This window comes from Candidatus Streptomyces philanthi, from assembly GCF_059553635.1.
The window spans coordinates 1-23,338 of the sequence record NZ_JCANQV010000071.1; the positions used below are offsets into that span (position 1 = coordinate 1).

The window sequence follows — 23,338 nt, forward strand, 5'->3', positions numbered from 1 at the left end:
CTTCGAGGACGTCCCGCACACCCGGATGCGCCGCGCCATCGCCACCCGTCTGGCCGAGAGCAAGCAGCACACCCCGCACTTCTATCTGCGGGCCGCCTGCGACGTGGGCGAACTGCTCGCCCTGCGGGGGCGCGTCAACGCCGTCTCCCCGGTGAAGGTGTCCGTCAACGACCTGCTGATCAAGGCCGTCGCCACGGCCCACACCCGGGTACCGGAGATGAACGCGGTGTGGCGCCCGGACGCCGTCCGCCGCTTCACCTCCGTCGATGTCTCGGTCGCCGTCGCCACCGACACCGGCCTGGTCACCCCGGTCCTGCGCGGCGTCGAGAACCTGTCGGTCTCCGCGATCGCCACCCGTGTGCGCGCGTACGCGGAGCAGGCGCGCTCCGGCGCGCTGCGGCCCGCGGACCTCGAAGGCGGTGCGATCACCGTCTCCAACCTCGGCATGTACGGCGTCGAGGAGTTCGCCGCCATCATCAACCCGCCCCAGGCGGCCATCCTGGCCGTCGGTGCCGCACGGGAGGAGGCGGTGGTCCGCGACGGCGCGGTCACCGCGGCCACCGTGCTCCGCGTGGTCCTGTCCGTGGACCACCGCCCGGTGGACGGCGCCGTCGCGGCCCGCTGGCTCGCGGCCTTCACCGAGGCCGTGGAGAACCCGCTCCGGCTCGTCGTCTGACCCGCCCGGCGGCCGGGGCCCCGCACCCCGGCCGCCTTCCCCTCCTGCCGCAGCCCGCGTCCACGGCTGCCCGAGCCCTCTTGAGGACACCGATGTCTTTGACCCGTGGTTCCCGCACCCCAGCGGACACCTCGCACGCCACCCCGCGCGACGCGCTCGGCGAACTGGACCGCCGCAATCTGCGGCGCCTGATGCCCCTGCTGCTGGCCGCCTACATCATGTCGTTCCTCGACCGGACCAACATCGGTCTGGCCAAGGAGCGCCTGGAGGCCGACCTCGGCCTCTCCGCCGCCGCCTACGGCCTGGGCGCGGGACTGTTCTTCCTCACCTACGCGGTCTCCGAGGTCCCCAGCAACCTGATCATGCACCGGGTGGGTGCCCGCTGGTGGATCACCCGGATCATGCTGACCTGGGGCGCGATCTCCGCCTGTATGGCGTTCGTCCAGGGCGAGAAGTCCTTCTACGCGATGCGGCTGCTGCTCGGCGCCGCCGAGGCCGGACTGCTGCCGGGCATCCTGCTCTACTTCACCTACTGGTTCCGCACCGAGACCCGCGGCAGGGCCATCGGGCTGCTGCTGCTCGGCGCCTCGATCGCCAGCGTCGTCGGCAACCCGCTGGGCGGGCTGCTCATGGAGATGGACGGGATCGGCGGCTGGCACGGCTGGCAGTGGATGTTCGTCATCGAGGGCGTCCCCTGCCTCTTCCTTGCCTTCGCCGTGCTGCGGTTCCTGCCCGACGGCCCGGCCAAGGCTCCGTGGCTGACGGTCGAGGAGGCCCGTCTGGTGCAGGACGCGGTCGCCCGAGAGCAGGCCGAGGGCGCCGCGGCGGCGGGCAACACCTCCGGCAGCCTGCTGAGGGTGCTGCGCGACAAGCAGATGCTGCTCGCCATCTTCGCCAACTGGACGCACCAGGTCGCCCTGTACTCCGTCGTCTACTTCCTGCCCGGCATCATCGGCGGCTGGGGACATCTGTCGCCGTTCACCATCGGCCTGCTGACCGGGCTGCCCTGGATCACCGCCGCCGTCGGCGCCGTGGTGGTGCCGCCCCGCGCGACGACGCCCGGCCGTTCCCGCAACTTCGTGGTGGCCGGACTGCTGATGATGTTCACCGGCCTCATCGTCGCCGCCGTCGCCGGCCCCGTGATCGCGCTGCTCGGGTTCTGCTTCACCGGTCTGGCGTTCTTCGTCGTCCAGCCGCTGCTGTTCAACTTCCCCGCCACGCGGCTGGCGGGCAAGACCCTCGCGGGCGGCCTGGCGCTGCTCAACACCGTGGGCATCACCGGCGGTTTCGTCGGCCCGTACATCATGGGCTACGCCGAGGACGCCACCGGCAACCACCTGTCCGGCCTGTGGGTGTCCATCGTCCTGCTGGCCCTCGGGGCCCTGGCGGCGACCCGGCTGCGGTTCTCCCCCAAGTCCTGAGCCCAACGGACGGTGCCCGGACGCACCTGACCGGGCCGGAGAACCTCCCGCTCCCCCTCCGCGTCTTCCCTTCCCGGACAGATGTGGGGGGGCGGAAGGGAGTACTCATGGACCGCCGGACAGGGAGCGCCAGAAACGCGCTGGTGACGCTGGTCCTGGCGGCCGCGCTGACGGGGTGCGGCGCGGCCGGGCAGGATGCGGCGCCACGCGGTCACGGCCAGCGCGGTACCGGTGGCTTCACCGTCCAGTACCGCGCCCACGGCGAGGCCACCACGTTCCTGAAAGCGCACCGCGTCCTCGAAACGGCCGCCGCCCGGCTCAACGACACGGTCGCGGTGCCGCACCGCGTCGTGTTCGTCGTCCGGGCCTGCGGCGCCCCCGAACCCGCCTACGACCCGGAGTCCGGCGACGTCGACTTCTGCGCGGAGCACGTCGGCGAGATACGCGAACGCTTCGAGAACGCCCGCGACGACGACCGGGACAGCGCCGGAGGCGCGCGGGCGGGCGACGCCCATGTCGCCGCCGTACTGGAGGACACCGCCTACCACGAGGGCGCCCACGCCCTGATCGACCGCCTCGGCCTGCGGTTCACCGGCCGGGAGGAGGACGTGGCCGACCAGTTCTCCGCGCTGATGTTCCTGCGCCAGGGCCCGTCCGGCGACACCAAGGCCCTTGCCGCCTCCCTGGACTACTCCCTGTCCGCCGACGAGACCGACGTCGACGCCGACGACCTGCGCGACGAGCACGGCCTGGACGCCCAACGCGCCGCGAACTACGCCTGCTACGTCCACGGCGCCCACCCCGACCGCCACCAGGACCTCGTCGGCGACGACGCCCCGCTCTCCCCCGACCGCGCCGAGATCTGCCCCGAGGAGTGGCGGCAGGCACACGACGGCTGGCAGCGCCTCCTCACCGGCCACCTCACCGCCCGCTGGTGACCGTCCGGCGGCAAGGGCCCGGCCGACACGTGCTTGCGGCGGGCCACCGGCCTTCCACCGCGAGTTCCACAAGCACGTCGAACACCGCTTCAACAGGCTCCGGCAATCCGGGCGACCCGCTTCAACAAAACCGTTGTCCGCCATCGGGACGGACCCCACCCTGTAAAATCCCTCCTCCGGCTCCGTGAATCCATCAAGATCTTTTGCCGCACAGGCACATAACCCCTAGTGCTTCCACTAGTAGTGCCGACAAAGCGTCATCCTTTCACTTTCTCCTTGTTAGTGTCCTTGCCCATGGACGGCTTCCCCACGCTCACACCACGGTTCACAGGCCGATTGTCCCTGCTGTGGCGGCAGCCGGTCCGTTGTCGCGTCACGCCGGAAAACGCCGACCGCTTCGGCGCGCTTCCGGAAGCGGCCACCGTGCACTGAAGCCGCCTTTCACCTTCCGTCCGGAATTCTTTCCTGCCGCGTGACAGACGCATGACGGAATCTTCATGAACGACGCCGGGACGCGGTGCGCGCCACGACAAGGCACGTACATTTTCGACCTAGTCCAGGAAGAGCCACATGAGCAACCATCGGCTGTACCCGCTCACTGCCTACCAACGGGACATCTGGTTCTCGGATTCCCTTTCACCGGAGTCACCGCAGTTCTCGATATCGCTCCGCGAGAAGTTCTCCGGGGATATCGACCTGGAGGCTTTAGGGACCGCGATCACATACGTCCTGGCGCACAACGACGCGTTCCGGATCCGTTTCGGAAGCGCCGACGGCGAGCCCTGCCAGTGGCTGGAGCCGGGGGAACCGCGGCTGACGGTGCGGGACCTCCGGGACGGGACCGACGCGGAGGCCGCCCGTGCCGTCGAGGCGGAGGAGCGCCGGATGGTGCGGCTACCGGTCCTGGGGGAGCGCCTGTACGACGCGGTGCTGCTGTGCACGCGTGACACCGAGGCGCACTTCCGGCTCACCGTGCACCACCTGATCTCGGACGGCTGGTCACTGAACGAGTTCAGGAAGCAGGTCCGGGCCCGCTACGCGGAAATCCAGCGGGACGGGAAGGCCGCGGACCGTGCCGTGCCGTCCTTCGTGGAGTTCATCGGCGAGGACACCCGCTATCGCGCTTCCGATTCTTACGCGCAGGACCGCCGGCTCCTCGACTCCGCCCTGTCCGGTGCCGAACCCCGGCTCTTCGCCCGGAAGGACTCCCCCGCACCGCTCGGCCGCCGCACCTCCTTCACCGTCGAAGGCGACGTCGTCGACAGGATTCTGGCGGGCGGGAATTCACCGTTCTCCGTCATCGCGGCGGCCTTCGGTACCTGCCTGGCGAAGATGCACCGGGCCGACGAGGCCATTCTGGGCACCCCCCTGCTGAACCGGCACTCGGCCGGGCAGCGGCAGGCACTCGGCCTGTTCACCAATGTACTGCCGCTGCGCGTCACGGCCGACGGCAACCGGTCGACGGCGGAACTGGCCGAGCAGGTGCGGGGCCGTGTCCGCGAACTCCAGGAACATCAGCGCGTTCCGCTCGCGGACGTACTGCGCGACCGGACCGCGGCGGGCTCCGGCCCCCTCTTCGACGTGACGATCAGCTATCTGCACTTCCCGTCCCCGCCGGGCGTACCCGGCCTCTCGGTGGACACCACCATGGAGCTGGAACTGCTCGACGGCAATGTCCTCGCGATCGTCGTCCATGCCCACGGTGACACCAGCGAGATGCGCGTCGACCTCGTGTACGCCACCGACGTCTTCGGTGACGACCTCCCCATCACCGAGGTCGTCCGGGCGGTACGCACGCTGATCCGGCAGGGAACCGACCAGCCCGACCGCCCCGTCGGCGAGCTTGCCGCACCGCTCGGCATACGGAGCCTGCCGGGTGTCAGCGCGCGGCCGACCGGCGGCCGGCCGGGCGGCGAAGGAGCCCTACCGGAGTCCGGTGACGGCACTCCCCGTACGGAACTGGAGGCCGAGCTCGCCGCGATCTGGGCCGAGGTGCTGGACGTGCCCACGGTCGGCGTCCACGACAACTACTTCGTGCTCGGCGGCGACTCGATCACGATGCTGAAGGTGCGTGCCGCGGGAGAGCGGCACGGCATCCACTTCTCCGCCACCGACCTCATCAAGAGCCCCACGGTCGCGGAGCTGGCCACCCGCGCCGTCCGGCACTCCGGGAACGAGCCCAAGACCTCCGCCGTGGCGCCCCTGGAGCTGGTCCCCGCCGTGGACCGGGGGCGGCTCACCGCGTTCGAGGACGCCTTCCCGCTGACCCGGGTGCAGCTCGGGCTGCTGTACCACAGCCGCAGACACGAGAACTCGGCGGTGTACCACGACGTTTTCCGGTACTCGATCGCCGCGGACTGGCACGAGAACGAGTTCCGGACGGCCTTCACCAAGCTCGTGAGGCGTCACCCGGTACTGCGCTCCTCCTTCGACCTGGCCTCTTACTCACAGCCGCTCCAGCTCGTGCACCATGAGGTGCGGGGCGGGCTGGACATCGTGGATCTGCGGAACCTGACGCGGACCGAGGCCGACGCCGCGATCCGAGAGCACATCGAGGAACGGCGCTTCTTCCGGTACGAGTTCGAGCAGGCGCCCCTCTACCTTTTCCGGCTCCATGTCCGCGAGGGCACCCTGGAACTGGTGCTCAGCTTCCACCACGCGATCCTCGACGGCGGCAGTGTGGCGAACCTGATCGCCGAGCTGTTCCAGGACTACGCGCACGGTCTCGGCGCGGACATCGCCGCGGTCCCCGACAGCGGCCTGCCCTCGCCGGCCCACCACGTCCGCGAGGAGACGCTCGCCCTGGACTCGGCGGAGAGCCGGGAGTACTGGCAGAAGGCCCTGAGCGACGCGGCACCGCCGCAATTGGAGGGGTTCCGTCTCTCGCGTCCCCCTGGTCCGGCGGAACAGATCGTGCACCACGCCGAGTTGCCCGCGTCCTTGCGGGAATCGGCACGCCGCTTCGCCGACGAGCACGAACTGCCCGTCAAATCCGTGCTGTTCGCCGCCCACTGCCTCGCGCTGGGAACGCACTTCTCCGCGGAGGACTTCGTCACCGGTCTGGTCACGCACGGGCGGCCCGAGCTTCCCGGGGCGGAGAGGACCCTCGGCCTGTTCCTCAACAGCATGCCGGTCCGGGTGAACACCTCGGGACTGACCTGGCTGGAGGCGGTGCGCACGCTGTTCGCGCAGGAGCAGGAGAGCCACCCGCACCGGCGCTACCCGCTGAGCGCCATCCAGGACGACGACGGCGGGGACTTCGTCCTGGAGTCCGCCTTCAACTACGTCCACTTCCCTCAGCTGGCCTCCGTGTTCCGGCTGCCCCAGGTACAGCTGCGGGACTTCCGCACCTGGGAGGAGACCAACTTCAAGATCCTTGTCAATGCGTACGTCGACCCGGTCGACGGCGGCATCCGGCTCCGCGCCGACTTCGACGGGACCGTCTTCACCGCCGACCATGCCGAGCTGTTCGTCGGCACCTATCTGCGGATACTGGAGCGGCTGACCGAGAATCCGCGGGAGCGCGTCGACTTCGGGTTCCTCGCGCCGGCACCGGCCGCGACGCCGCGGGCCACGGCACTCCCGGACGTGGTCACCCTCTTCGCCGAGCAGGCCGCACGCACCCCGGACGCGATCGCGGTGGCCTTCGACGGCGGCCGGTGGACCTACCGTGAGCTGCGACGGGCCGCCGACCGCGTCACCGGACACCTGCGTGCCGCGGGAGTCGGCACCGGTGACCGGGTGGCGATCGCCGTGGACAGATCACCGGAGCTGATAGCGGTGGTCCTGGGCATCGCGGGGGCCGGCGCGGCCAGTGTGCCGCTGGACACGGGCTACCCGGCGCAGCGGCTGCGCCTGATGCTGGAACAGGCCCGGCCCGTCCGCGTCATCAGCGACCCCGCGCATGCCCACCTCGCCGACGCCCCGGACAGTGTGCTGCCGCTCGGCACCGTCACCTGCCGGGACCACCCCGACGCCCCGGAACGGCCCGCGGCGGCGGTCTCCCCCCAGGACACCGCCTATGTGCTGTTCACCTCCGGCTCCACCGGAGAACCCAAGGGCGTACAGATGCCGCACCGCTCACTGGCGAACCTGATCGCCTGGCAGAACAGCGCGCCCAGCGCGGCCCCCGGCGGGACCACGCTCCAGTTCGCGCCCCTGAGTTTCGACGTCTCGTTCCAGGAGATCTTCTCCACCCTGACCTCCGGCGGCACACTCCGGCTGATCTCCGAGACCCAGCGCAAGGACACCCGGGCCCTGCTCGAACTCCTCGGCACCGCACGGGTGGAACGGGTCTTCCTGCCCTACGTCGCGCTCCAGCAGCTCGCCGAGGTCTCGCACGCCCTCGACCTGGTGCCGGAGCATCTGCGGGTCATCGTCTCCTCGGGCGAGCAGCTGCGGGTGACCCAGGAGATCCGCCGGCTGTGCGCGGCGCTGCCCGGCGTACTCCTGGAGAACCAGTACGGCCCCACCGAGTCCCATGTGGTCACCAGCTTCACCATGACCGGCCCGGCAAGCGGGTTCCCCGCCCTTCCCCCCATCGGCTCGCCGATCGCGGGCTGCGCGGTGCACGTACTGGACGAGCGGCTGCGGCCGGTACCGACGGGAAGCCGGGGCGAGATCTATCTGGACGGCGCCTGCCTGGCCGACGGCTACCTCGGCGCACCGCGACCGACCGCCGACCGTTTCCCGCCGCACCCGTTCACCGGCACGGGCCACCTGTACCGCACCGGTGACCTCGGCCGGGTACTGCCGGGCGGCGACATCGTCTGCCTGGGCCGGGCGGACTCGCAGGTCAAGGTGCGGGGATTCCGCGTCGAACCCGCCGAGGTCGAGCTGACGATCACCGGCGACCCGGAGCGTTTCCCGGGCATCAGCGAGGTCGCGGTGGTGGCCCGCCGGCGGGAGGGGACGGATGCCTTCCTCGCCGCCTTCCTGGTCGGCGAGACCGAAGGGACCGCCCCGGCCGACGTGGAGCAGATCCGCGCCGCACTGCGCGGGACCCTGCCCGAGCACATGGTGCCCTCGCACCTCCAGTGGCTGCCGGCCCTCCCGCTCACCCCCAGCGGCAAACGGGACGACGCGGCGCTGCGCCGCATCGCCCTGCGGACCGGCACTCCCGACGAGGGCACCGCGCCGCGCGACGCATACGAGCGGACACTGGCGGAGATCCTGGCCGAACTGCTCCAGGTGCCCCGGGTCGGGGTGCACAGTGACTTCTTCGACCTGGGCGGCACCTCCCTGACCGCGATGCGCCTGATCGTGCTGATCAAGCAGCGGTACGGGACGGACATCCCCATGTCACGGTTCGTCACCACCCCCACGGTCGCCGGCCTGGCCGGGCTCCTGCGCTCCGGCGGAGCGCGGTCCACGTTCGATCCGCTCGTGCCCTTCCGTACCGAAGGCACCCGGCCCCCGCTGTTCTTCGTGCACCCGGCGGGCGGCAATGTGCTGTGCTTCACCCAGCTGAACCGGCATCTCCCGGACGACCAGCCGTTCTACGGCCTTCAGGCGCCCGGTACCGAACTGGGCAGCGAGCCGCTGCGGTCGGTGCGGGAACTGGCCGGCAGCTACCTCGCCGCCATCCGGGAGGTGCAGCCGGAGGGCCCCTACACGCTGGGCGGCTGGTCCTTCGGTGGTTTCGTGGCACTGGAGATGGCACGGCAGCTCCAGCGGGAGGGGGAACGGACCGCGAACGTCTTCCTGCTGGACACGGTCGCGCTGGAGCCCGGCAAGCTCACCAGCATCGACGACAACGCCTTGCTGACCTGGTTCTTCTGGGAGCTGCTGTTCCTGGAGCTGGGCGGTGAGTCGCCCGCGGCGATCCTCCCGCAGGGCCTGGACACCCTGGCGGAGAAGTTCGAGTTCATCGCGGAACGCGGTGTGGAGCTGGGCGTCCTGCCTCCGGGCAGCTCCGCGGCGATCGTGCGCCGCCTGTTCGGGGTGTACGCGGCGAACTGGCGTGCCGCCCTGGACTACAGCGAGGAGACGTTCGACCTCGACTTCACCCTGATGCGTGCCACGCAGCCGCTGCCGCGGGTCCTGCTGGACATGCACACCACCGCGGGCACCCTGCACCGGGAAGCCGACAACGGCTGGGGCAAGCGCACCACCGGTGAACTCACCGTGGTCGAGGTGCCCGGCGACCATCTGCTGATCATGGAGGAGCCGTACGTCCCCGTGCTGGCCGCGGAGATCATGCGGAGGGTCGACGAGGCCGCCGGAGGTGCCCGGTGAGCCGAGGACCGCTCAAAGCGATCGTCGTCGGGGCGGGCATCGGCGGCCTGACCGCCGCCATCGCCCTGCGCCGGGTCGGTATCGAGGTCGAGGTGTACGAACGGGCCGCCGAACTGCGGGCCATGGGCTCCGCGCTCTCGGTGATGACCAACGCGGTCAACGCGCTGGCGACCCTCGGCATCGACCTGCACCTGGAGAAGTACGGCCGGCAGATCGAACTGTTCCAGATCAGGACCGGCCGCGGCCGGCTGCTCAGGACCAGGCCCTTCCCCGGCGTCTGCCGCGACCTGGGCGCGCCGAGCTTCTGCGTCAGCCGCCCCGACCTTCAGCAGGCGCTGCTCGCCCAGGCGGACGGCTGCCGGATCGAACTGGGGGCCAGAGCCACCGGGTTCCGGCAGTCCGGCACCGGCGCCGAGGTCGTCTTCGAGGACGGGCGCGTGGCGCGCGGTGACGTGCTGATCGGCGCGGACGGCTTCCACTCCGTGGTCCGGGGCCAGTTGGCCGGGCTCGACGACGCCCGTGACGGCGGTTACGTCTGCTGGTTGGGCATCGTCCCCTTCGCGCACAGCCGGTTCACCGGTGGCTACGTCGGCCACTACTGGGGCAGCGGCCAACGGTTCGGACTGATCGACATCGGTCACGGCCGGGCCTACTGGTGGGGCACCAAGAACATGCCCGCCGAGGAATCGCACCGCTGGCGCGGCGGCAAGGAGGAGATCCTGCGGGCCTACACCGGCTGGGCCGATGAGGTGCGGGAAGTCGTCCGGGCCACGCCGGAGGAGGACATCCTCGCCGTTCCCGCGCAGGACCGGCCGTTCCTGGAGCGCTGGGGCCGCGGGCCCGTCACACTGCTCGGCGACGCCGCGCACCCGATGCTGACCAGCCTCGGCCAGGGCGCCGCCGTGGCGATGGAGGACGCCGTCGTACTCGCCACGTGCCTCGAAGCGGCCGGTGACCCCGTCCAGGGCCTGCGCCGGTACGAGGACGCGCGCCGCGAGCGGACCCGGCACCTGGTGGCGGCCTCGCGGGCGGCCAGCGACGCCCAGCACCTGGAGAACCCGTTGCGCCGCACCCTCCGGGACCTCCGGCTCCGCTGTGCCCCGCACCGCAGGCTGGTGGCCGAGGACACCGCCGTGCTCTCCTTCCCGCCGCTCCCGGCGGTGGACCATGCCTGAGCAGCCGGACGCCTCCGCCACGATCCCCGGGCTGTTCGCTCGGCAGGTACGCCGCGCTCCTGACCGTCCCGCGGTGACCTGCGGCGACGAGACCATCAGCTACGCCGAGCTGGACACCCGTTCCACGAGCCTGGCCGCCGCGCTCCGCGAACACGGAGTGCGGCCGGGCGGCCGGGTCGGCGTGTGCCTGCCCCGCGGCATCGATCTGGTCGTCGCCCTGCTCGCCGTCCTCAAGGCGGGCGCCGCCTATGTACCGCTCGATCCCGACCACCCGCCGCGGCGGCTGGCGCTCGTCGCGGAGGACACCGGGCTGGACGTGGCGGTCACCGGCACCCACGTCCCCGGCCTGAAGCCGGTCCCCGTGACCGCCGTCGCCACCCGGCAGGCCGGCCCGCTGCCGCTGCCGGGGCCCGGCACGGTGGCGTACGTCATCCACACGTCGGGCTCCACCGGACGGCCCAAGGGAGTCCTGGTCCCGCACCGCAATGTGGCGGCGCTGCTGGCCGCCACGGCCGCGGAGTTCGCCTTCGGCCAGGACGACGTGTGGACCCTGTTCCACTCCTTCGCGTTCGACTTCTCGGTGTGGGAGATCTGGGGCTGTCTGCTCACCGGCGGACGGCTGGTGGTCGTGCCGCACTGGACCGCACGCGACCCGCGGGCGTTCCACGCCCTGCTGGCGGCGGAGCGGGTGACCGTACTGAACCAGACGCCGTCGGCCTTCACGCCGCTGCTGCGCACAGCGGGGTTCGACGACGGCGGGCTCCGGGTGAGACTGCTGGTCTTCGGCGGGGAACCGCTCGACACCCGCGTCCTGGTTCCCTGGTTCGCGCGCTACCCGCACACACGGGTGGAGAACATGTACGGAATCACCGAGACCACCGTGCACTGCACCCGCCGCACCCTCACCCCGCGGGACGCCCGGCGGGGCACCCGCTCGGTCGGGCACGCGCTGCCCGGCTGGACCCTGCACGTCCTCGACGAGCGGGGGCGGCAGACGGCCCCCGGAGTACCCGGCGAGATCCACGTCGGCGGCGCCGGGGTCGCCGACGGCTACCTCAACCGGCCCGAGCTGACCGCGGAGCGGTTCGTCCCCGACCGGATCACCGGCGGTGGCGGACTGCTGTACCGCAGTGGTGACCGCGGGCGTCTGCTGGACAACGGTGAACTGGAGCACCTCGGCCGGCTCGACGACCAGGTCAAGATCCGCGGCCACCGGATCGAGCTCGGCGAGATCCGCGGCGTGCTGCTGGAGCAGCCGCACGTCCAGGCCGCCGCCGCGGTGGTGCGGGCCACCCCCGACCCGGCGCACGCCTGTGTGGACGCCTACGTGGTGACGGCCCGGCCCGACCGGGTGAGCACCCTGCGCGACCTGCTGGCCCAGCGGCTCCCCGCGTACCTGGTGCCCGCCACGGTCACCGCGCTCGACGCCTTCCCGCTCACCCCCAACGGCAAGATCGACACCAGTCGCCTTCCGGCGCCCCGCGCCCGTGGGGCCGGCACCCCGGCGGACGCGCAGGAAGCCGATCCGGTGACCGCGCGACTGGCCGGCATGTGGCAGCGGCTGCTGGACGAACCCGCCGGCCCGGACGACAACTTCTTCGAGCTGGGCGGCAACTCGCTGCTTTTCGCGCTCCTCGCCACCGAGATCCGGGAAGCGGGGCTGGGCGACGTACAGCTGCGTGACCTGTACCTCACCACCACCTTGCGGGAGATGACCCATCTCGTCCGTTCACTCGCCGACGGGACCTGAACACGCCGGTAACGGGCCGCCGCACCGCCGGCGGCCCGCTCGCCCACCACGGAAAGGTAAGCCCCCATGCCTGTCGCACTCCTGTGCATCCCCTACGCCGGAGCCGGCGCCAGCCTCTTCCGCCGGTGGAAGCGCCACTCCCTCCGGCAGGTGGAAGTGGCGCCGGTCCCGCTGCCCGGCAGGGAGGAACTGTTCGCCGTCGAACCCTGCACCAGCATGGCCGAGGTCGTCGACGTGTGCGTCGACCGGATACGGAAGATGCCCGAGGACACACCGTTCGCCCTCTTCGGACACAGCTTCGGCGCACTCGTCGCCTACGAGACGGCACAGCGTCTGGCCGCCGAAGGGCCACGGCTGCCCGAACGCCTGATCGTGAGCGGCGCCGCCGCGCCCTGGCTTCCCCGACCGGTCACCGGAAGCGGCTCACTGCCCGACGACGAGTTCGTGGCACGGGTCCGCGAGGTCGTGGGGTACGACCACCCCGCCCTCCACGACACCGAGTTGCGCGGGCTCCTGCTGCCGTCCCTACGGGCGGACCTGGGCATCAACGACCGGTACTCCCCCAGTTCCACCGACCCGCTGCCGGTGCCCGTCACCGTGGTGCGCGGCGCCGACGACCGGTTGGTGTCCCGGCAGGACGCGGAGCTCTGGGCGAAGGCCGCCTCGCTGCCCACCGAACTGATCGAACTGCCCGGCGACCACATGTACTTCGCCCAGGACCCGAAGCCGCTGCTCGACGCGCTCGACGCGCTCTTCGCCCCTCCCGCCGGCTGAGCGGCGCCCCCAGCAGCCGGGCGGCGCGGGGTGCCGATTCCACGGCATCCCGCGCCGCCCGAAGGCCAGGCGCCGGCGCGCCTGCTCCGGCCCGGCTGCCGGGCTTCCCGCGGCACCACCGCGTCACCGCCGTACGCGGGGCATGCCGAGGCCGATCCAGGTGATGATCTCGCGTTGGATCTCGTTGTTGCCGCCGCCGAAGGTGAAGATGACGGCGGAGCGGTAGCCGCGTTCCAGCTCGCCGTGGAGGACGGCGCCCGCGGAGCCCTCCTTGAGGGGGCCGGCGGCGGCGACCACCTCCATCAGCCAGGCGTAGGCGTCGCGGCGGGCCTCGGAACCGTAGACCTTGACGGCGGAGGCGTCCTGCGGGGTGAGGGTGCCCTGTTGGAGGGCGTCGACCATCTGCCAGTTGAGCAGCTTCATCGCGTCCAGGGCGGTGTGGGTGCGGGCGAGGCGCTGTCGCACCCAGCCGAGGTCGAGGACGCGGCGGCCCCCGGAGAGGGGGGTGGCGGCGGCCCAGTCCCGGACGTCGTGCAGGGCGCGGACGGCCGTGGTGCCGTGGGCGGCGAGGGTGACGCGTTCGTGGTTGAGCTGGTTGGTGATGATGCGCCAGCCCTGGTTCTCCCGGCCGACGCGGCGGCTCGCCGGGACGGTGATGCCGTCGTAGTGGCTGGAGGTGGTGTCGTGGGAGGCGAGGGTGTGGATGAGGGTGCAGGAGTAGCCGGGGTCGGAGGTCGGGACGAGGAGCAGGGTGATGCCCTTGTGCGGCGGGGCCTCGGGGTCGGTGCGTACGGCGAGCCAGACCCAGTCGGCGGTGTCCCCGTTGGTGGTCCAGATCTTGTGGCCGTCGACGACGTAGTGGCCGGTGTCCTCGTCGCCCTCGCGGACGGCGCGGGTGGTGAGGGAGGCGAGGTCGGTGCCGGCGCCCGGTTCGCTGTAGCCGATGGCGAAGTCGATCTCGCCGGAGAGGATGCGGGGCAGGAAGTACGCCTTCTGCTCGTCGGTGCCGTAGCGCATCAGCGTCGGGCCGACGGTGTTCAGTGCCATCAGCGGCAGCGGGACGCCCGCCTGGGCGGCCTCGTCGAAGAAGATGAACTGTTCCATCGGGGTCATGCCCCGTCCGCCGTACTCGGCCGGCCAGCCGACGCCGAGCCAGCCGTCGGTGCCGAGGCGGCGGATGGTGTCGCGGTAGAACCGCTTCCGGTCGGCGGGGTCGGTGTACCGGGCGTAGGCGTTGTCCGGTACGAGTCCGGCGAAGTACGTCCGCAGTTCGGCGCGCAGCCGCCGCTGTGCGGGGGTGTGGTCGAGGTGCACGGCCCCTCCAGTTCATCCGGTCCCGGCTCCGGTCCGGCAACACGGCCGACGTTCCGCGTTTCTGACGGGGCGTCGGATATTGCCGGACCGGGGGCACAGTAGAACGCGTTACAGGAATTGGGAAGGGTGCGGGGCGGTGCGCGGCCCGGCGGCGTCACCCCGTGGCGGTCACCGTGAACAGTCCGCCGTCCGGGTCGCGGATCACGGCCTGGGGGCCCGCGTCGCCGGGCTCCGGGGCCAGTGCCGTGGCGGTGCCGCCGGCGGCCACCGCGTCCGCCATGACGCGTTCCAGGTCCGCGACCCGGAAGTGGACGTGCCACTGCGGGCGGACGCGGGGGTCGGGCGCGGTCTCGACGGCGCCACCGCGCAGTGTGGCGACGGTGTGGTCCCCGTCGCGCACGAAGACCTGGTCGTGTTCGTAGGTCACCGTGCAGCCCCCGGCCTCCGCGTCGGCCCAGTCGAGGACGGCGCCGTAGAAGAGGGCGGCGGCGAACGCGTCACGGGTGCGCAGTTCCAGCCAGGCGGGGGCGCCGTCCCGCCCGACCGACCAGGCGGCCGCCTTGCCGTCCCAGCACCCGAAGACCGCGCCGTCCGGGTCGGCGGCGAGGGCGGCACGGCCGTCCCCGAGGACCAGCGGCCCCACGGCGACCGTGGCGCCGCGCTCCCTGATCCGTCCGACCGTCTCGTCCGCGCTGCCGACGGCGAAGTACGGGGTCCACCGCACGGGGACCTGCCGCGCCGGGGCGAGCACACCGAGGCCGGCGACCGGTTCCCCGTCGGTGAGCGCGACGGTGAAGCCCTCCCCGAAGGCGCCGGAGCGGTAGGTCCAGCCCAGGACGCGGGCGTAGAACTCCTGGGCGGCCCGCAGGTCCCGGGCCATGAGGTACACCCAGCAGGGCGCGCCGCGTACCGGCGCGGTCCGACCAGCGGCCGTCATCGCTCCTCGCCTCCTCGCGCCCAGGGGCATCCAGATCGCCCTTCGACCCTACGGCAGGAACGGGGAACGGCATCTTTTCCCCGCGCGCCCGGACGGACGCGGAGCGCGGCGGGAGGCCGCCCGGCACCGGCCCGGGGACGCGGCGCGGGACTGCGGCGCGCGGGTGACGGAGCCGGCCCGGGTGCGGCGGGTCAGCCCGCGGTGAGCACCTGGGCGAGCGCCGTGCCCGTGAACACCGCGCCAAGGCCCGCGACCAGGCTCACCGCGACGTTCAGCGCCGCGAACAGGCGGGCGCCGTCCTCGGCCAGGCGCAGCGTCTCGTACGAGAACGTCGAGTACGTCGACAGCGCCCCGCACAGGCCGGTGCCCAGCAGCAGCCGTACGGACTCGGGGGCGCCGCCGCCGGTCACCAGGCCGGTGACCAGGCCCAGCAGCAGGCAGCCGGTGACGTTGACGACGAAGGTGCCCCAGGGGAACACCGTGTCGTGCCGGGTCTGGACGGCGCGGTCGGTGAGATAGCGCAGGGGGGCGCCGACGGCCGCGCCGAGGACGACCAGCAGCCAGTTCATGCCTCACCTTCCCGGGTGCCGGAGGGGCCGTAGCGGAGGGTTTCGCAGGGGTCGAGGACGAGCAGGCCGTCGGCGAGGATCTCGTCGAGCTGCGGCAGGAAGGCGCGGAGGCGTTCCTCGTCGTCGACGAGGACCACGGCGACCGGCAGGTCCTCGCTGAGCGAGAGCAGCCGGGAGGTGTGGACGACGGTGGAGGAGCCGAAGCCCTCGATGCCGTGGAAGACGGAGGCGCCGGCGAGCCCGGCGGCGCGGGCGCGGTGGACGATCTCGGCGAAGACGGGCTTGTGGTGCCAGGTGTCGTGCTCGCCGACGAGGATGGTGGCGCGCAGTGCGGGACGGGTCCGTCTCATCGCTGCCTCCTCGCGACGGCGCGGCGGGTGAGGGCCGAGGTGAGGGTGACGGCCGCCAGGGCCGCGATCACGGTGAGGACCAGGTAGGCCAGCGCGGTACGGGCGCGGCCCTCGGCCACCAGGCGCTGGATGTCGAGCGCGTACGTGGAGAAGGTGGTGAAGCCACCGAGGACGCCGGTGCCGAAGAAGGGGCGGACGAGCCGGTGGGCCGCCCACACGTCGGTGATCACGACCATGAAGACGCCGATGACGGCGCAGCCGGTGACATTGACGAGGAAGGTGGTCCACGGGAACGCGCCGTCGGCGGTGGGCCATGCGAGTGACGCGGCATAGCGGGCGGTCGCGCCGGCCACTCCGCCGAGGGCGACGGCGGCGAGGACGGGTGCCTGTGCGTGCCGGGCCGTCCTCCGCCGGGGGGACGGGACGTGTCCGGGGGCCGCGGGGGTGTCCGCCCACGGCACGGGGGCCTTCTCCACGTACTTCTCCTACTCGCCGAGCGCCGTGCGCGGGCGCGGTTGCGTGACAAGTAGGGACCGTTGGCGGCGCTCGCCGCGGTTCGGGAACGGCGGGCCCCACCGCCGCGCGGCGCCGGGGCACCGCAGTGGTCCAGGATACCGCGCCCGTCCCGCGGCGCCCCTGTGCGCACGGCGGTGGAAATCGTGCCGCGGGGCGGCGGGGATTTCGGCGCCGGTTTCCCGGAGGCCCGCATCCGGAGGAAGACGTATTCGGTCCGCGATCCGTTCCGCTTCGTGCCCGGGAGTTCTTCTGCGGCGTTCCGGGGCGGCGAATTCGGGACACCGGCGAATCGTTCCGGACACACGGCTTTACCCGCTCTTGATCAACTGTCCGGCGTCCGGTGACAATTGCGTCGCCCTCGGCAACGACGCCGCCGTAGGCCGCTCCGACGTGCCACAACCGTATACAGAACCGTTCCGTCCCGTTCCCCGGAAAACCTCTTCGACGATATCGGGCCGGAATCGTCACGCCATTCCGGTGTCCCCGTAATCCGTGAAGACCTGGAAAGGAACCGATGACCGTGAATCCTCTGATCGGGAGTTCCGCGACGTGAAACGCATCACTGTCTCCGTGCACACCACCGATCCGCTGACGGAGGCCGGAGTACTCAGCAGCCTGCGCTGCGATCCCTCCGTCGAACTCCTCGGGGAGGGCGCCGCCGGCCAGGGCAGTGTGGCACTGCTGCTGACCGGCGGGCTGCACGACGGTGTGGAGATCGTGCTCCGGCGGCTGGCCCGGGGCAGCGGACAGCACGTCGTCCTCGTCACCGAGCGGCTGCGCGAGCAGGAGATGATGGCCGCCGTCGAGTGCGGCGTCCGGGTGGTGGTGTGGCGTCAGCACGCCACGCCCGAGCGGCTGCTGGAGGCGGTGCACACGGCGGCACGCGGCGAGAGCTCGCTCCCGTCCGACCTGCTGTGCCGGCTGCTCGCCCAGACCGGCCGGATGTACCGGTGCGCGCTCGGCGGGGACGCGGCGCAGCCGCCGCCCCCCGGCCTGGCGCCGCGCGAGATCGATGTGCTGCGGCTGGTCGCGGACGGGATGGACACCCGGGAGATCGCGGAGAAGCTGGCGTACTCGCAGCGGACGGTGAAGAACGTGCTGCACGCGATGATGACGCGGATGCAGCTGCGCAACCGGGCGCACGCGGTCGCCTATGCCCTGCGGGAGGGGCACATCTGAGCCGCGCCGCCCGGTCCGCTCACCCGGTGCCGTCCGTGCCCGGGGCGCGCAGCCAGACCGCGTCGTCGGGTGCGAGCGGCCCGTCGCCCGCCCCGGGGCGGCTCGCCAGCAGCACCGTGTGCCCGGCGGGCAGGGCGGCCGGCCGGGAGGAGAGGTTGACCACGCAGACGAGGCCGCCGCGGCGGAAGGCCAGGGTGTCCGGGGGGCCGGGCAGCCATTCCAGCGGCGCGTGCCGCAGCGCGGGTTCGCGGCGGCGCAGCCGCAGTGCGGCGCGGTAGAGCTCCAGGTGGGAGCCGGGCGTACCGTCCTGGGCGGCGACGGTGAGGGCGGCCCAGTCCGGGGGCTGCGGAAGCCAGGTGTCCGGGGCCGGCCCCCCGGCGGGCGCGCTGAAGCCGAAGGGGGGCGCGGTGCCGGACCACGGCAGCGGGATGCGGCAGCCGTCGCGGCCCGGGTTGGAGCCCCCGGACCGGAAGTGCATCGGGTCCCGCAGCCGCTCGGGCGGCAGGTCCTCGACCTCGGGCAGGCCCAGTTCCTCGCCCTGGTAGAGGTAGACGGAGCCGGGCAGGGCGAGGGTGAGCAGGGCGGCGGCCCGTGCCCGGCGGGTGCCCAGGGCGTGGTCGGTGGGGACGCCGTGGCTCTTGCTGCCGAAGTCGAAGGAGGTGTCGGCCCGTCCGTAGCGGGTGACCGTGCGGGTCACGTCGTGGTTGCACAGCACCCAGGTGGCGGGCGCGCCGACGCCGGCGTGGGCGGCGAGTGTGGTGTCGATGCTCGCGCGCAGCCGGTCCGCCTCCCAGGGGGTGGTCAGGAAGGCGAAGTTGAAGGCGGTGTGGAGTTCGCCGGGCCGCAGGTAGCGGGCGAAGCGCTCGGTGTCGTCCAGCCAGATCTCGCCGATGAGGACGCGGGGTTCGGCGTAGGAGTCGGCGATCTCGCGCCAGGACCGGTGGATGGCGTGCACCTCGTCGCGGTCGAGGTAGGGGTGGGGGTCGGCGTCCTCGCGCAGGTCGGGCAGGGCGGGGTCCTTGGCGAGGGCGATGGCCGTGTCCACGCGGACGCCCGCGACCCCGCGGTCGAACCAGAAGCGCAGCACCGACGCGTACTCCTCGCGGACGCGGGGGTGGGCCCAGTTGAGGTCCGGCTGGTCGGGGGTGAACAGGTGCAGGTACCACTCCCCCGGTGTGCCGTCGGGGCCGGTGGTGCGGGTCCAGGCCCCGCCGCCGAACTCGGAACGCCAGTTGTTGGGCGGCTCCGCGCCGTCCTCGCCGCGGCCGGGGCGGAAGTGGAAGAGGGCGCGTTCGGGGCTGCCGGGCGGCGCGGCGAGCGCGGCCCGGAACCAGGGGTGGGCGCGCGAGACATGGTTGGGGACGATGTCGACGACGGTGCGGATGCCGCGGGCGCGGGCCTCGGCGATGAGGCGTTCCGCCTCCTGAAGGGTGCCGAGGACGGGGTCGACGCCCCGCGGGTCGGCCACGTCGTAGCCGCCGTCGGCCATCGGCGACGGGTACCAGGGGGTGAACCACAGGGCGTCGACGCCCAGGTCCTCCAGGTACGGCAGCCGGGCCCGGACCCCGGCGAGGTCGCCGGTCCCGTCGCCGTCGCCGTCGGCGAAGCTGCGGGGGTAGACCTCGTAGATCACCGCGTCGCGCCACCAGTCGTGCCCGGTCACGGCCGGTCCCCCTGGCGCGGGGCCGGCAGCAGTGCGGCCGGATCGGCCTCGGTGAGGTCGGTGAGCACCCGGTCGGCGGGGGCGTAGTCGAGCGAGCGGGTGAGGGGGGTCGGTACGGCGAAGACGGTGAGGCCGGCGCCCTTGGCGGCGGTCACGCCGGTGAGGGAGTCCTCGAAGGCGACGCAGCGGGCGGGGTCGGCGCCGAGCCGGGCGGCGGCCTCCAGGTAGACGTCGGGGGCGGGCTTCCTCCGGGGGACCTCGTCGCCGCCGACGACGGTGTCGAAGAGGCCGTCGAGCGCGAAGTGCCGCAGCCAGCGGTGTACCCAGGACGCGTCGGCCGCGGAGGCGACCGCGGTCCGTGCCCCGCCGTCGCGCAGCCGCTCCAGCAGTTCGCGGACGCCGGGCGGCATGCGGACGTGTTCGGGGGTCATGTAACGGGCCCACAGTTCCTCCAGCCGCTGCCGGAGCCGCGCGTCCGTACCGCGGTCGGGGCCGAGGAGGGCGAACAGGCGGGGATAGCCTTCGGGGCGGCCGCAGATCTCACGGGCCCACAGCTCGGCGGGGAGTTCGGCGCCGTGCTCGCGGAAGAGGGCGGAGCAGGCGAGGAAGTCGGGGCGGACCGTGTCGGCGAGTATGCCGTCGTGGTCGAAGATCACCGCTTCGGGGCGGGCGGGGGGCACGGGCGGGCCTTTCGTCATGGGGCGGTGTTCAGTCGAGGGAGCGGACGACGCGGGCGGGGTTGCCCACCGCGAGGACGCCCGCCGGCAGGTCCTTGGCGACGACGCTGCCGGCGCCCACGATGGTGTCCGCGCCGATGGTCACGCCGGGCAGGACGGTCACGCCGCCGCCCAGCCACACCCGGTCCTCCAGGGTGATGGGCCGGGCCTGCTCCCACATGGCGACGCGCAGTTCGGGGTCGAAGGGGTGGTTCGCGGTGTACAGCTGGCACCGGGGGGCGACGAAGACGTCGTCGCCCAGGCGTATCGGGGCGCAGTCGAGCATCATCACGTCGAAGTTGATCCGCACCCGGCTGCCGAATTCGAGGAAGAAGCCGAATTCGCACAGGAAGCGGGGCATCACCCAGCCGCCGGTCCCCACCCGCCCGGCCAGTTCCCGGATGATCCTCGCCCGTTCGGCGTAGTCGCCGAGGGCGGTGGCGTTGAAGGCGTCGAGGAGTTCCATGCAGCGGGCCCGGTGGGGGGCGAGCGCCGGGGCGGGGGCGTGGTACAGCTCGCCGCCCGCCATGCGCGCCTTGAGCGTGTCGAGGTCGTCCGGCGCGGGTGCCGGTTCCGTGTGGTTCACGGGACGTCATGCCTTTCGTGGGGGACGGGGACCGGGCACGGTGGCGGTGCCCGGTCGCGGGGTCAGCGGCGCCGGAGCCGGACGGTGACCGGCCGGTGGTCCGAGGCGGCGGGCCGGCCGGGGGCGGGCAGCAGCACGGGGTCGTGCACGGCCCGGTAGGAGACCAGGCCGTCGGCCAGGTCCGGGGAGAGCAGGAACAGGTCGATGCGGCGGGGTGCCTCACCGGGCGGGTGGTGCCCGAAGGTGGGGGTCCGGTCGCCGAGGCGGGCGCCCGCGTCGACGAGGAGCGGCGCGTCCGGGTCGCCGAGCAGCCGTCGCAGCGGCATCCGGTCGGCGCTCTCCTCGCCGGGCATCCGGTGGTCGTCCCTGCGGTGCGGGGGCACGGTCGACCAGTCCGGCTCGGCGTCGCCGGGCGGCACCGTGTTGGCGTCCATGGCGAGCACCAGCGGCACCGGGTGGTCCGGGTCCGCGTGGGCGCGCAGCCGGTCGGACTCGATCCTGCGGCCGGTGGGGCTGAACGGGTCGAGGTGCGCCACCAGGAACCGCAGGGGCGTGGACCAGCCGGGCAGCCGCAGGGTGACTCCGCCGTGCCCGTGCCAGTGGGCGAGTTCGTGCGCCACCCGCTCGGACTCGACGAGGGTGATGTCGGGCTGCCAGAAGACGGCCTGGTGGCAGCCGGTCTTGGCGGGGAACAGCATGCCCTCCATGCCGAACCGCGCCTTGGCGTCCTCGAAGTACGCCGCGTCGTCGCGGTCCCAGCACCAGCCCTCGGTGGTCATCAGCACCCTGGGGCGCAGCGCGGTGACCAGGCCGCACTGGAGGTCCCAGCGGGCGTCGCTGCCGTAGTGCCGGTCGATGCCTCCTTCGAAGAGGTTCCAGAACATGAGGAGGTCGCCGTCCTCGGGGGTGCCGTCCGCGCCGCCGGGGTGCCCGTGGTCGGGCGGGCCGCCCCCGGCCGCCGTCGCGTCGCTCATCGTTCTCCTTCCCGCCGCCGGTGGTGACGCGGGGTCACTTGATGCCGACGACCATGGACTCGGGTCCGTCGAGGTGTTCCACACGGGTCGTGCGGAACCCGGCCTCGTGCATCCACCGGCGGCAGTCCGCGCCGGTGTAGTCGAATCCGCCGGGCACCTCGGTGTGCATGATGAGGCTGAGGATCAGTCCGACGGCGTTACCGCTGCGCGCGTCGTCGATGAGCGTCTCGTGGACGAGGACGGCGCCGCCCTCCGGCAGGGCGCGGTGGGCCTTGCGCAGCAGCTGGAGTTTCTGCTCCTCGTCCCAGTTGTGCAGGACGTGGCCGAGGACCAGGACGTCGGCGGAGGGCAGTTCGTCGCGGAAGAAGTCGCCCTCGACGAAGGTGGTCCGGTCGGCGACGCCCAGGCGCCGGGTGTACTCGGCGAAGCCGTCGCGGGCCGGCGGGAGGTCGAAGCCGACGGCGGTCAGATGCGGGTGGTGGCGCAGGACGTGGCCGGGCAGGGCGCCCTCGGCGCAGCCGATGTCGGCGAGCGAGCGGTAGTCCTGCCAGGGGAACTTCTCCGCGATGGCCAGGGCGGCGCCCATGGTCAGGGCGGTCATGTCGCGCTGGAAGGCGCGGACCGTGCCGGGCGCGGCGTAGGTGCTGGCGTAGAAGTCGCGGCCGTCGCGGGCGTCGCCGAGGGCCTTGCCGGTGCGCAGTACGCCGGTCAGTTCGTCGGCGAGGCCCGCGCACTGGGCGAGGAAGCTGTCGCCGAGGTAGGTGGCGGGCTTGTCCGCGTCCAGGTAGGCGGCGGACTCGGGGGTGTTGGCGTAGACGTCGCCGTCGCGGGTGAGCAGGCCCAGGGCGACGAGGGCGTCGAGGAAGTCGGCGGCGGGCGCGGGGTGCAGGCCCACCCGTGCGCACAGTTCGGGGCGGGGCAGCGGCTCCTTGCCCAGCGCGGTGAAGACCCCCAGGTCGACGGCGCTGAGCAGGGTCCTGGTCTTCCAGTGGGCCCACATCAGATCGGTGACGGGACGGGGCGAGGTCATACGGACACCTCCGGTTCGGGAAGGGACGGCGGGGACGGGACGCGGGTGCGGCCCAGGTGGACGGCGGCCGCCATGGCCAAGGCGCACAGGGCGGTGACGGCGGCCAGGGACAGCGGGACGGACCAGGGGCGGGCCGGGTCGGTGACCTGGCCCAGGACGCAGGGCACCGCGGCGCTGCCGACCAGGTTGGCGACCAGCAGCACGGTGTTGACCCGCACCGGCGCGGGCAGCCGGGTGTGCGCCCAGGCCAGGACGGTCGGGAACACCACGGCCAGGGCGAGCCCGGACAGGGCGTACCCGGCCGGGGCCCAGGCGGCGGTGACGGCGGCGAGGAGGGCGGCGGTCGCGGTGAGCAGGCCGGCCAGGACCATCCGGGCCGGTGCCACCGCGCGGGCGGCGTGCGGCAGCACGATCCGGCCGACGGTGAGTCCGGCCCAGAACAGCGCGGTGAGCCGGGCCGCGTCGGCCGGGGAGTGCCCGGCCGCGGTCAGATGGGTGGAGGCCAGCGCGCCGATGCCGGTCTCCGCGCCGGC

Annotated in this window: 18 protein-coding genes and 1 pseudogene; 8 read left to right on the forward strand and 11 right to left on the reverse strand. The window is 72.7% G+C overall.

Features of this window, described 5'->3' with window-relative positions:
• From AC51EU_RS11385 to AC51EU_RS11415, 7 genes are all read left to right on the forward strand, one after another.
• The coding region (locus AC51EU_RS11385) for a 2-oxo acid dehydrogenase subunit E2 (RefSeq protein ID WP_496266702.1) at nt 1–676 on the forward strand (676 nt) is incomplete at its 5' end.
• Nucleotides 677–768: 92 nt separating this feature from the next.
• Nucleotides 769–2,097 (forward strand): MFS transporter, encoded by a 1,329-nt coding sequence (locus tag AC51EU_RS11390; RefSeq protein ID WP_496266703.1) that lies wholly within the window; start codon nt 769–771, stop codon nt 2,095–2,097.
• A gap of 107 nt (nt 2,098–2,204) precedes the next feature.
• A complete protein-coding gene (locus tag AC51EU_RS11395) occupies nt 2,205–3,035 on the forward strand; it encodes a DUF4344 domain-containing metallopeptidase (protein WP_496266704.1) in 831 nt (276 codons plus the stop codon).
• A 570-nt stretch (nt 3,036–3,605) separates the two neighbouring features.
• On the forward strand, nt 3,606–9,272 hold the full coding sequence (locus tag AC51EU_RS11400; RefSeq protein WP_496266705.1) for a non-ribosomal peptide synthetase: 5,667 nt from the start codon (nt 3,606–3,608) through the stop codon (nt 9,270–9,272).
• A complete protein-coding gene (locus AC51EU_RS11405) occupies nt 9,269–10,447 on the forward strand; it encodes an FAD-dependent monooxygenase (RefSeq protein WP_496266706.1) in 1,179 nt (392 codons plus the stop codon). Before AC51EU_RS11400 ends, AC51EU_RS11405 begins: the two co-directional genes overlap by 4 nt.
• Entirely contained in the window at nt 10,440–12,197 is a 1,758-nt protein-coding gene (locus tag AC51EU_RS11410; RefSeq protein WP_496266707.1) for a non-ribosomal peptide synthetase, read from the forward strand. Before AC51EU_RS11405 ends, AC51EU_RS11410 begins: the two co-directional genes overlap by 8 nt.
• A 66-nt stretch (nt 12,198–12,263) precedes the next feature.
• On the forward strand, nt 12,264–12,971 hold the full coding sequence (locus AC51EU_RS11415) for a thioesterase II family protein (protein ID WP_496266708.1): 708 nt from the start codon (nt 12,264–12,266) through the stop codon (nt 12,969–12,971).
• A 123-nt stretch (nt 12,972–13,094) separates the two neighbouring features.
• Here the strand turns inward: AC51EU_RS11415 and AC51EU_RS11420 are convergent, their stop codons facing one another.
• The 5 genes from AC51EU_RS11420 to crcB (AC51EU_RS11440) all read right to left on the reverse strand — a co-directional run bounded on the left by AC51EU_RS11420 (nt 13,095) and on the right by crcB (AC51EU_RS11440) (nt 16,617).
• Entirely contained in the window at nt 13,095–14,285 is a 1,191-nt protein-coding gene (locus AC51EU_RS11420; protein WP_496266709.1) for an acyl-CoA dehydrogenase family protein, read from the reverse strand.
• A gap of 154 nt (nt 14,286–14,439) precedes the next feature.
• On the reverse strand, nt 14,440–15,222 hold the full coding sequence (locus tag AC51EU_RS11425; protein ID WP_496266710.1) for a VOC family protein: 783 nt from the start codon (nt 15,220–15,222) through the stop codon (nt 14,440–14,442).
• A gap of 191 nt (nt 15,223–15,413) precedes the next feature.
• Nucleotides 15,414–15,791: a fluoride efflux transporter CrcB gene (gene crcB, locus AC51EU_RS11430; protein WP_496266712.1), complete on the reverse strand. Its 378-nt coding sequence runs from the start codon at nt 15,789–15,791 to the stop codon at nt 15,414–15,416.
• Nucleotides 15,788–16,141: a DUF190 domain-containing protein gene (locus AC51EU_RS11435; RefSeq protein WP_496266713.1), complete on the reverse strand. Its 354-nt coding sequence runs from the start codon at nt 16,139–16,141 to the stop codon at nt 15,788–15,790. Before AC51EU_RS11435 ends, crcB (AC51EU_RS11430) begins: the two co-directional genes overlap by 4 nt.
• Complete coding sequence (gene crcB, locus AC51EU_RS11440) at nt 16,138–16,617, reverse strand: fluoride efflux transporter CrcB (RefSeq protein WP_496266714.1); 480 nt, start codon at nt 16,615–16,617, stop codon at nt 16,138–16,140. Before crcB (AC51EU_RS11440) ends, AC51EU_RS11435 begins: the two co-directional genes overlap by 4 nt.
• Nucleotides 16,618–17,206: 589 nt before the next feature.
• Between crcB (AC51EU_RS11440) and AC51EU_RS11445 the strand changes: the two genes are divergently transcribed.
• Nucleotides 17,207–17,836 carry a response regulator transcription factor gene (locus AC51EU_RS11445; RefSeq protein WP_496266715.1) on the forward strand — a complete coding sequence of 210 codons (630 nt, stop codon included), beginning with the start codon at nt 17,207–17,209 and terminating at the stop codon, nt 17,834–17,836.
• A 19-nt stretch (nt 17,837–17,855) separates the two neighbouring features.
• Here the strand turns inward: AC51EU_RS11445 and AC51EU_RS11450 are convergent, their stop codons facing one another.
• From AC51EU_RS11450 to AC51EU_RS11475, 6 genes and pseudogenes are all read right to left on the reverse strand, one after another.
• Nucleotides 17,856–19,499: a glycoside hydrolase family 13 protein gene (locus tag AC51EU_RS11450; RefSeq protein ID WP_496266716.1), complete on the reverse strand. Its 1,644-nt coding sequence runs from the start codon at nt 19,497–19,499 to the stop codon at nt 17,856–17,858.
• Entirely contained in the window at nt 19,496–20,197 is a 702-nt protein-coding gene (locus AC51EU_RS11455; RefSeq protein WP_496266718.1) for an HAD family hydrolase, read from the reverse strand. The genes AC51EU_RS11450 and AC51EU_RS11455 overlap by 4 nt, the downstream gene beginning before the upstream one ends.
• Before the next feature lie 10 nt (nt 20,198–20,207).
• Entirely contained in the window at nt 20,208–20,801 is a 594-nt protein-coding gene (locus tag AC51EU_RS11460; protein ID WP_496266719.1) for a sugar O-acetyltransferase, read from the reverse strand.
• Between the two features lie 62 nt (nt 20,802–20,863).
• Complete coding sequence (locus tag AC51EU_RS11465; protein ID WP_496266720.1) at nt 20,864–21,775, reverse strand: endonuclease/exonuclease/phosphatase family protein; 912 nt, start codon at nt 21,773–21,775, stop codon at nt 20,864–20,866.
• Between the two features lie 34 nt (nt 21,776–21,809).
• Entirely contained in the window at nt 21,810–22,805 is a 996-nt protein-coding gene (locus tag AC51EU_RS11470) for a methyltransferase (RefSeq protein WP_496266721.1), read from the reverse strand.
• Nucleotides 22,802–23,338, reverse strand: a pseudogene (locus tag AC51EU_RS11475) (MFS transporter); the annotation flags it as partial. The pseudogene AC51EU_RS11475 and the gene AC51EU_RS11470, both read right to left, overlap by 4 nt.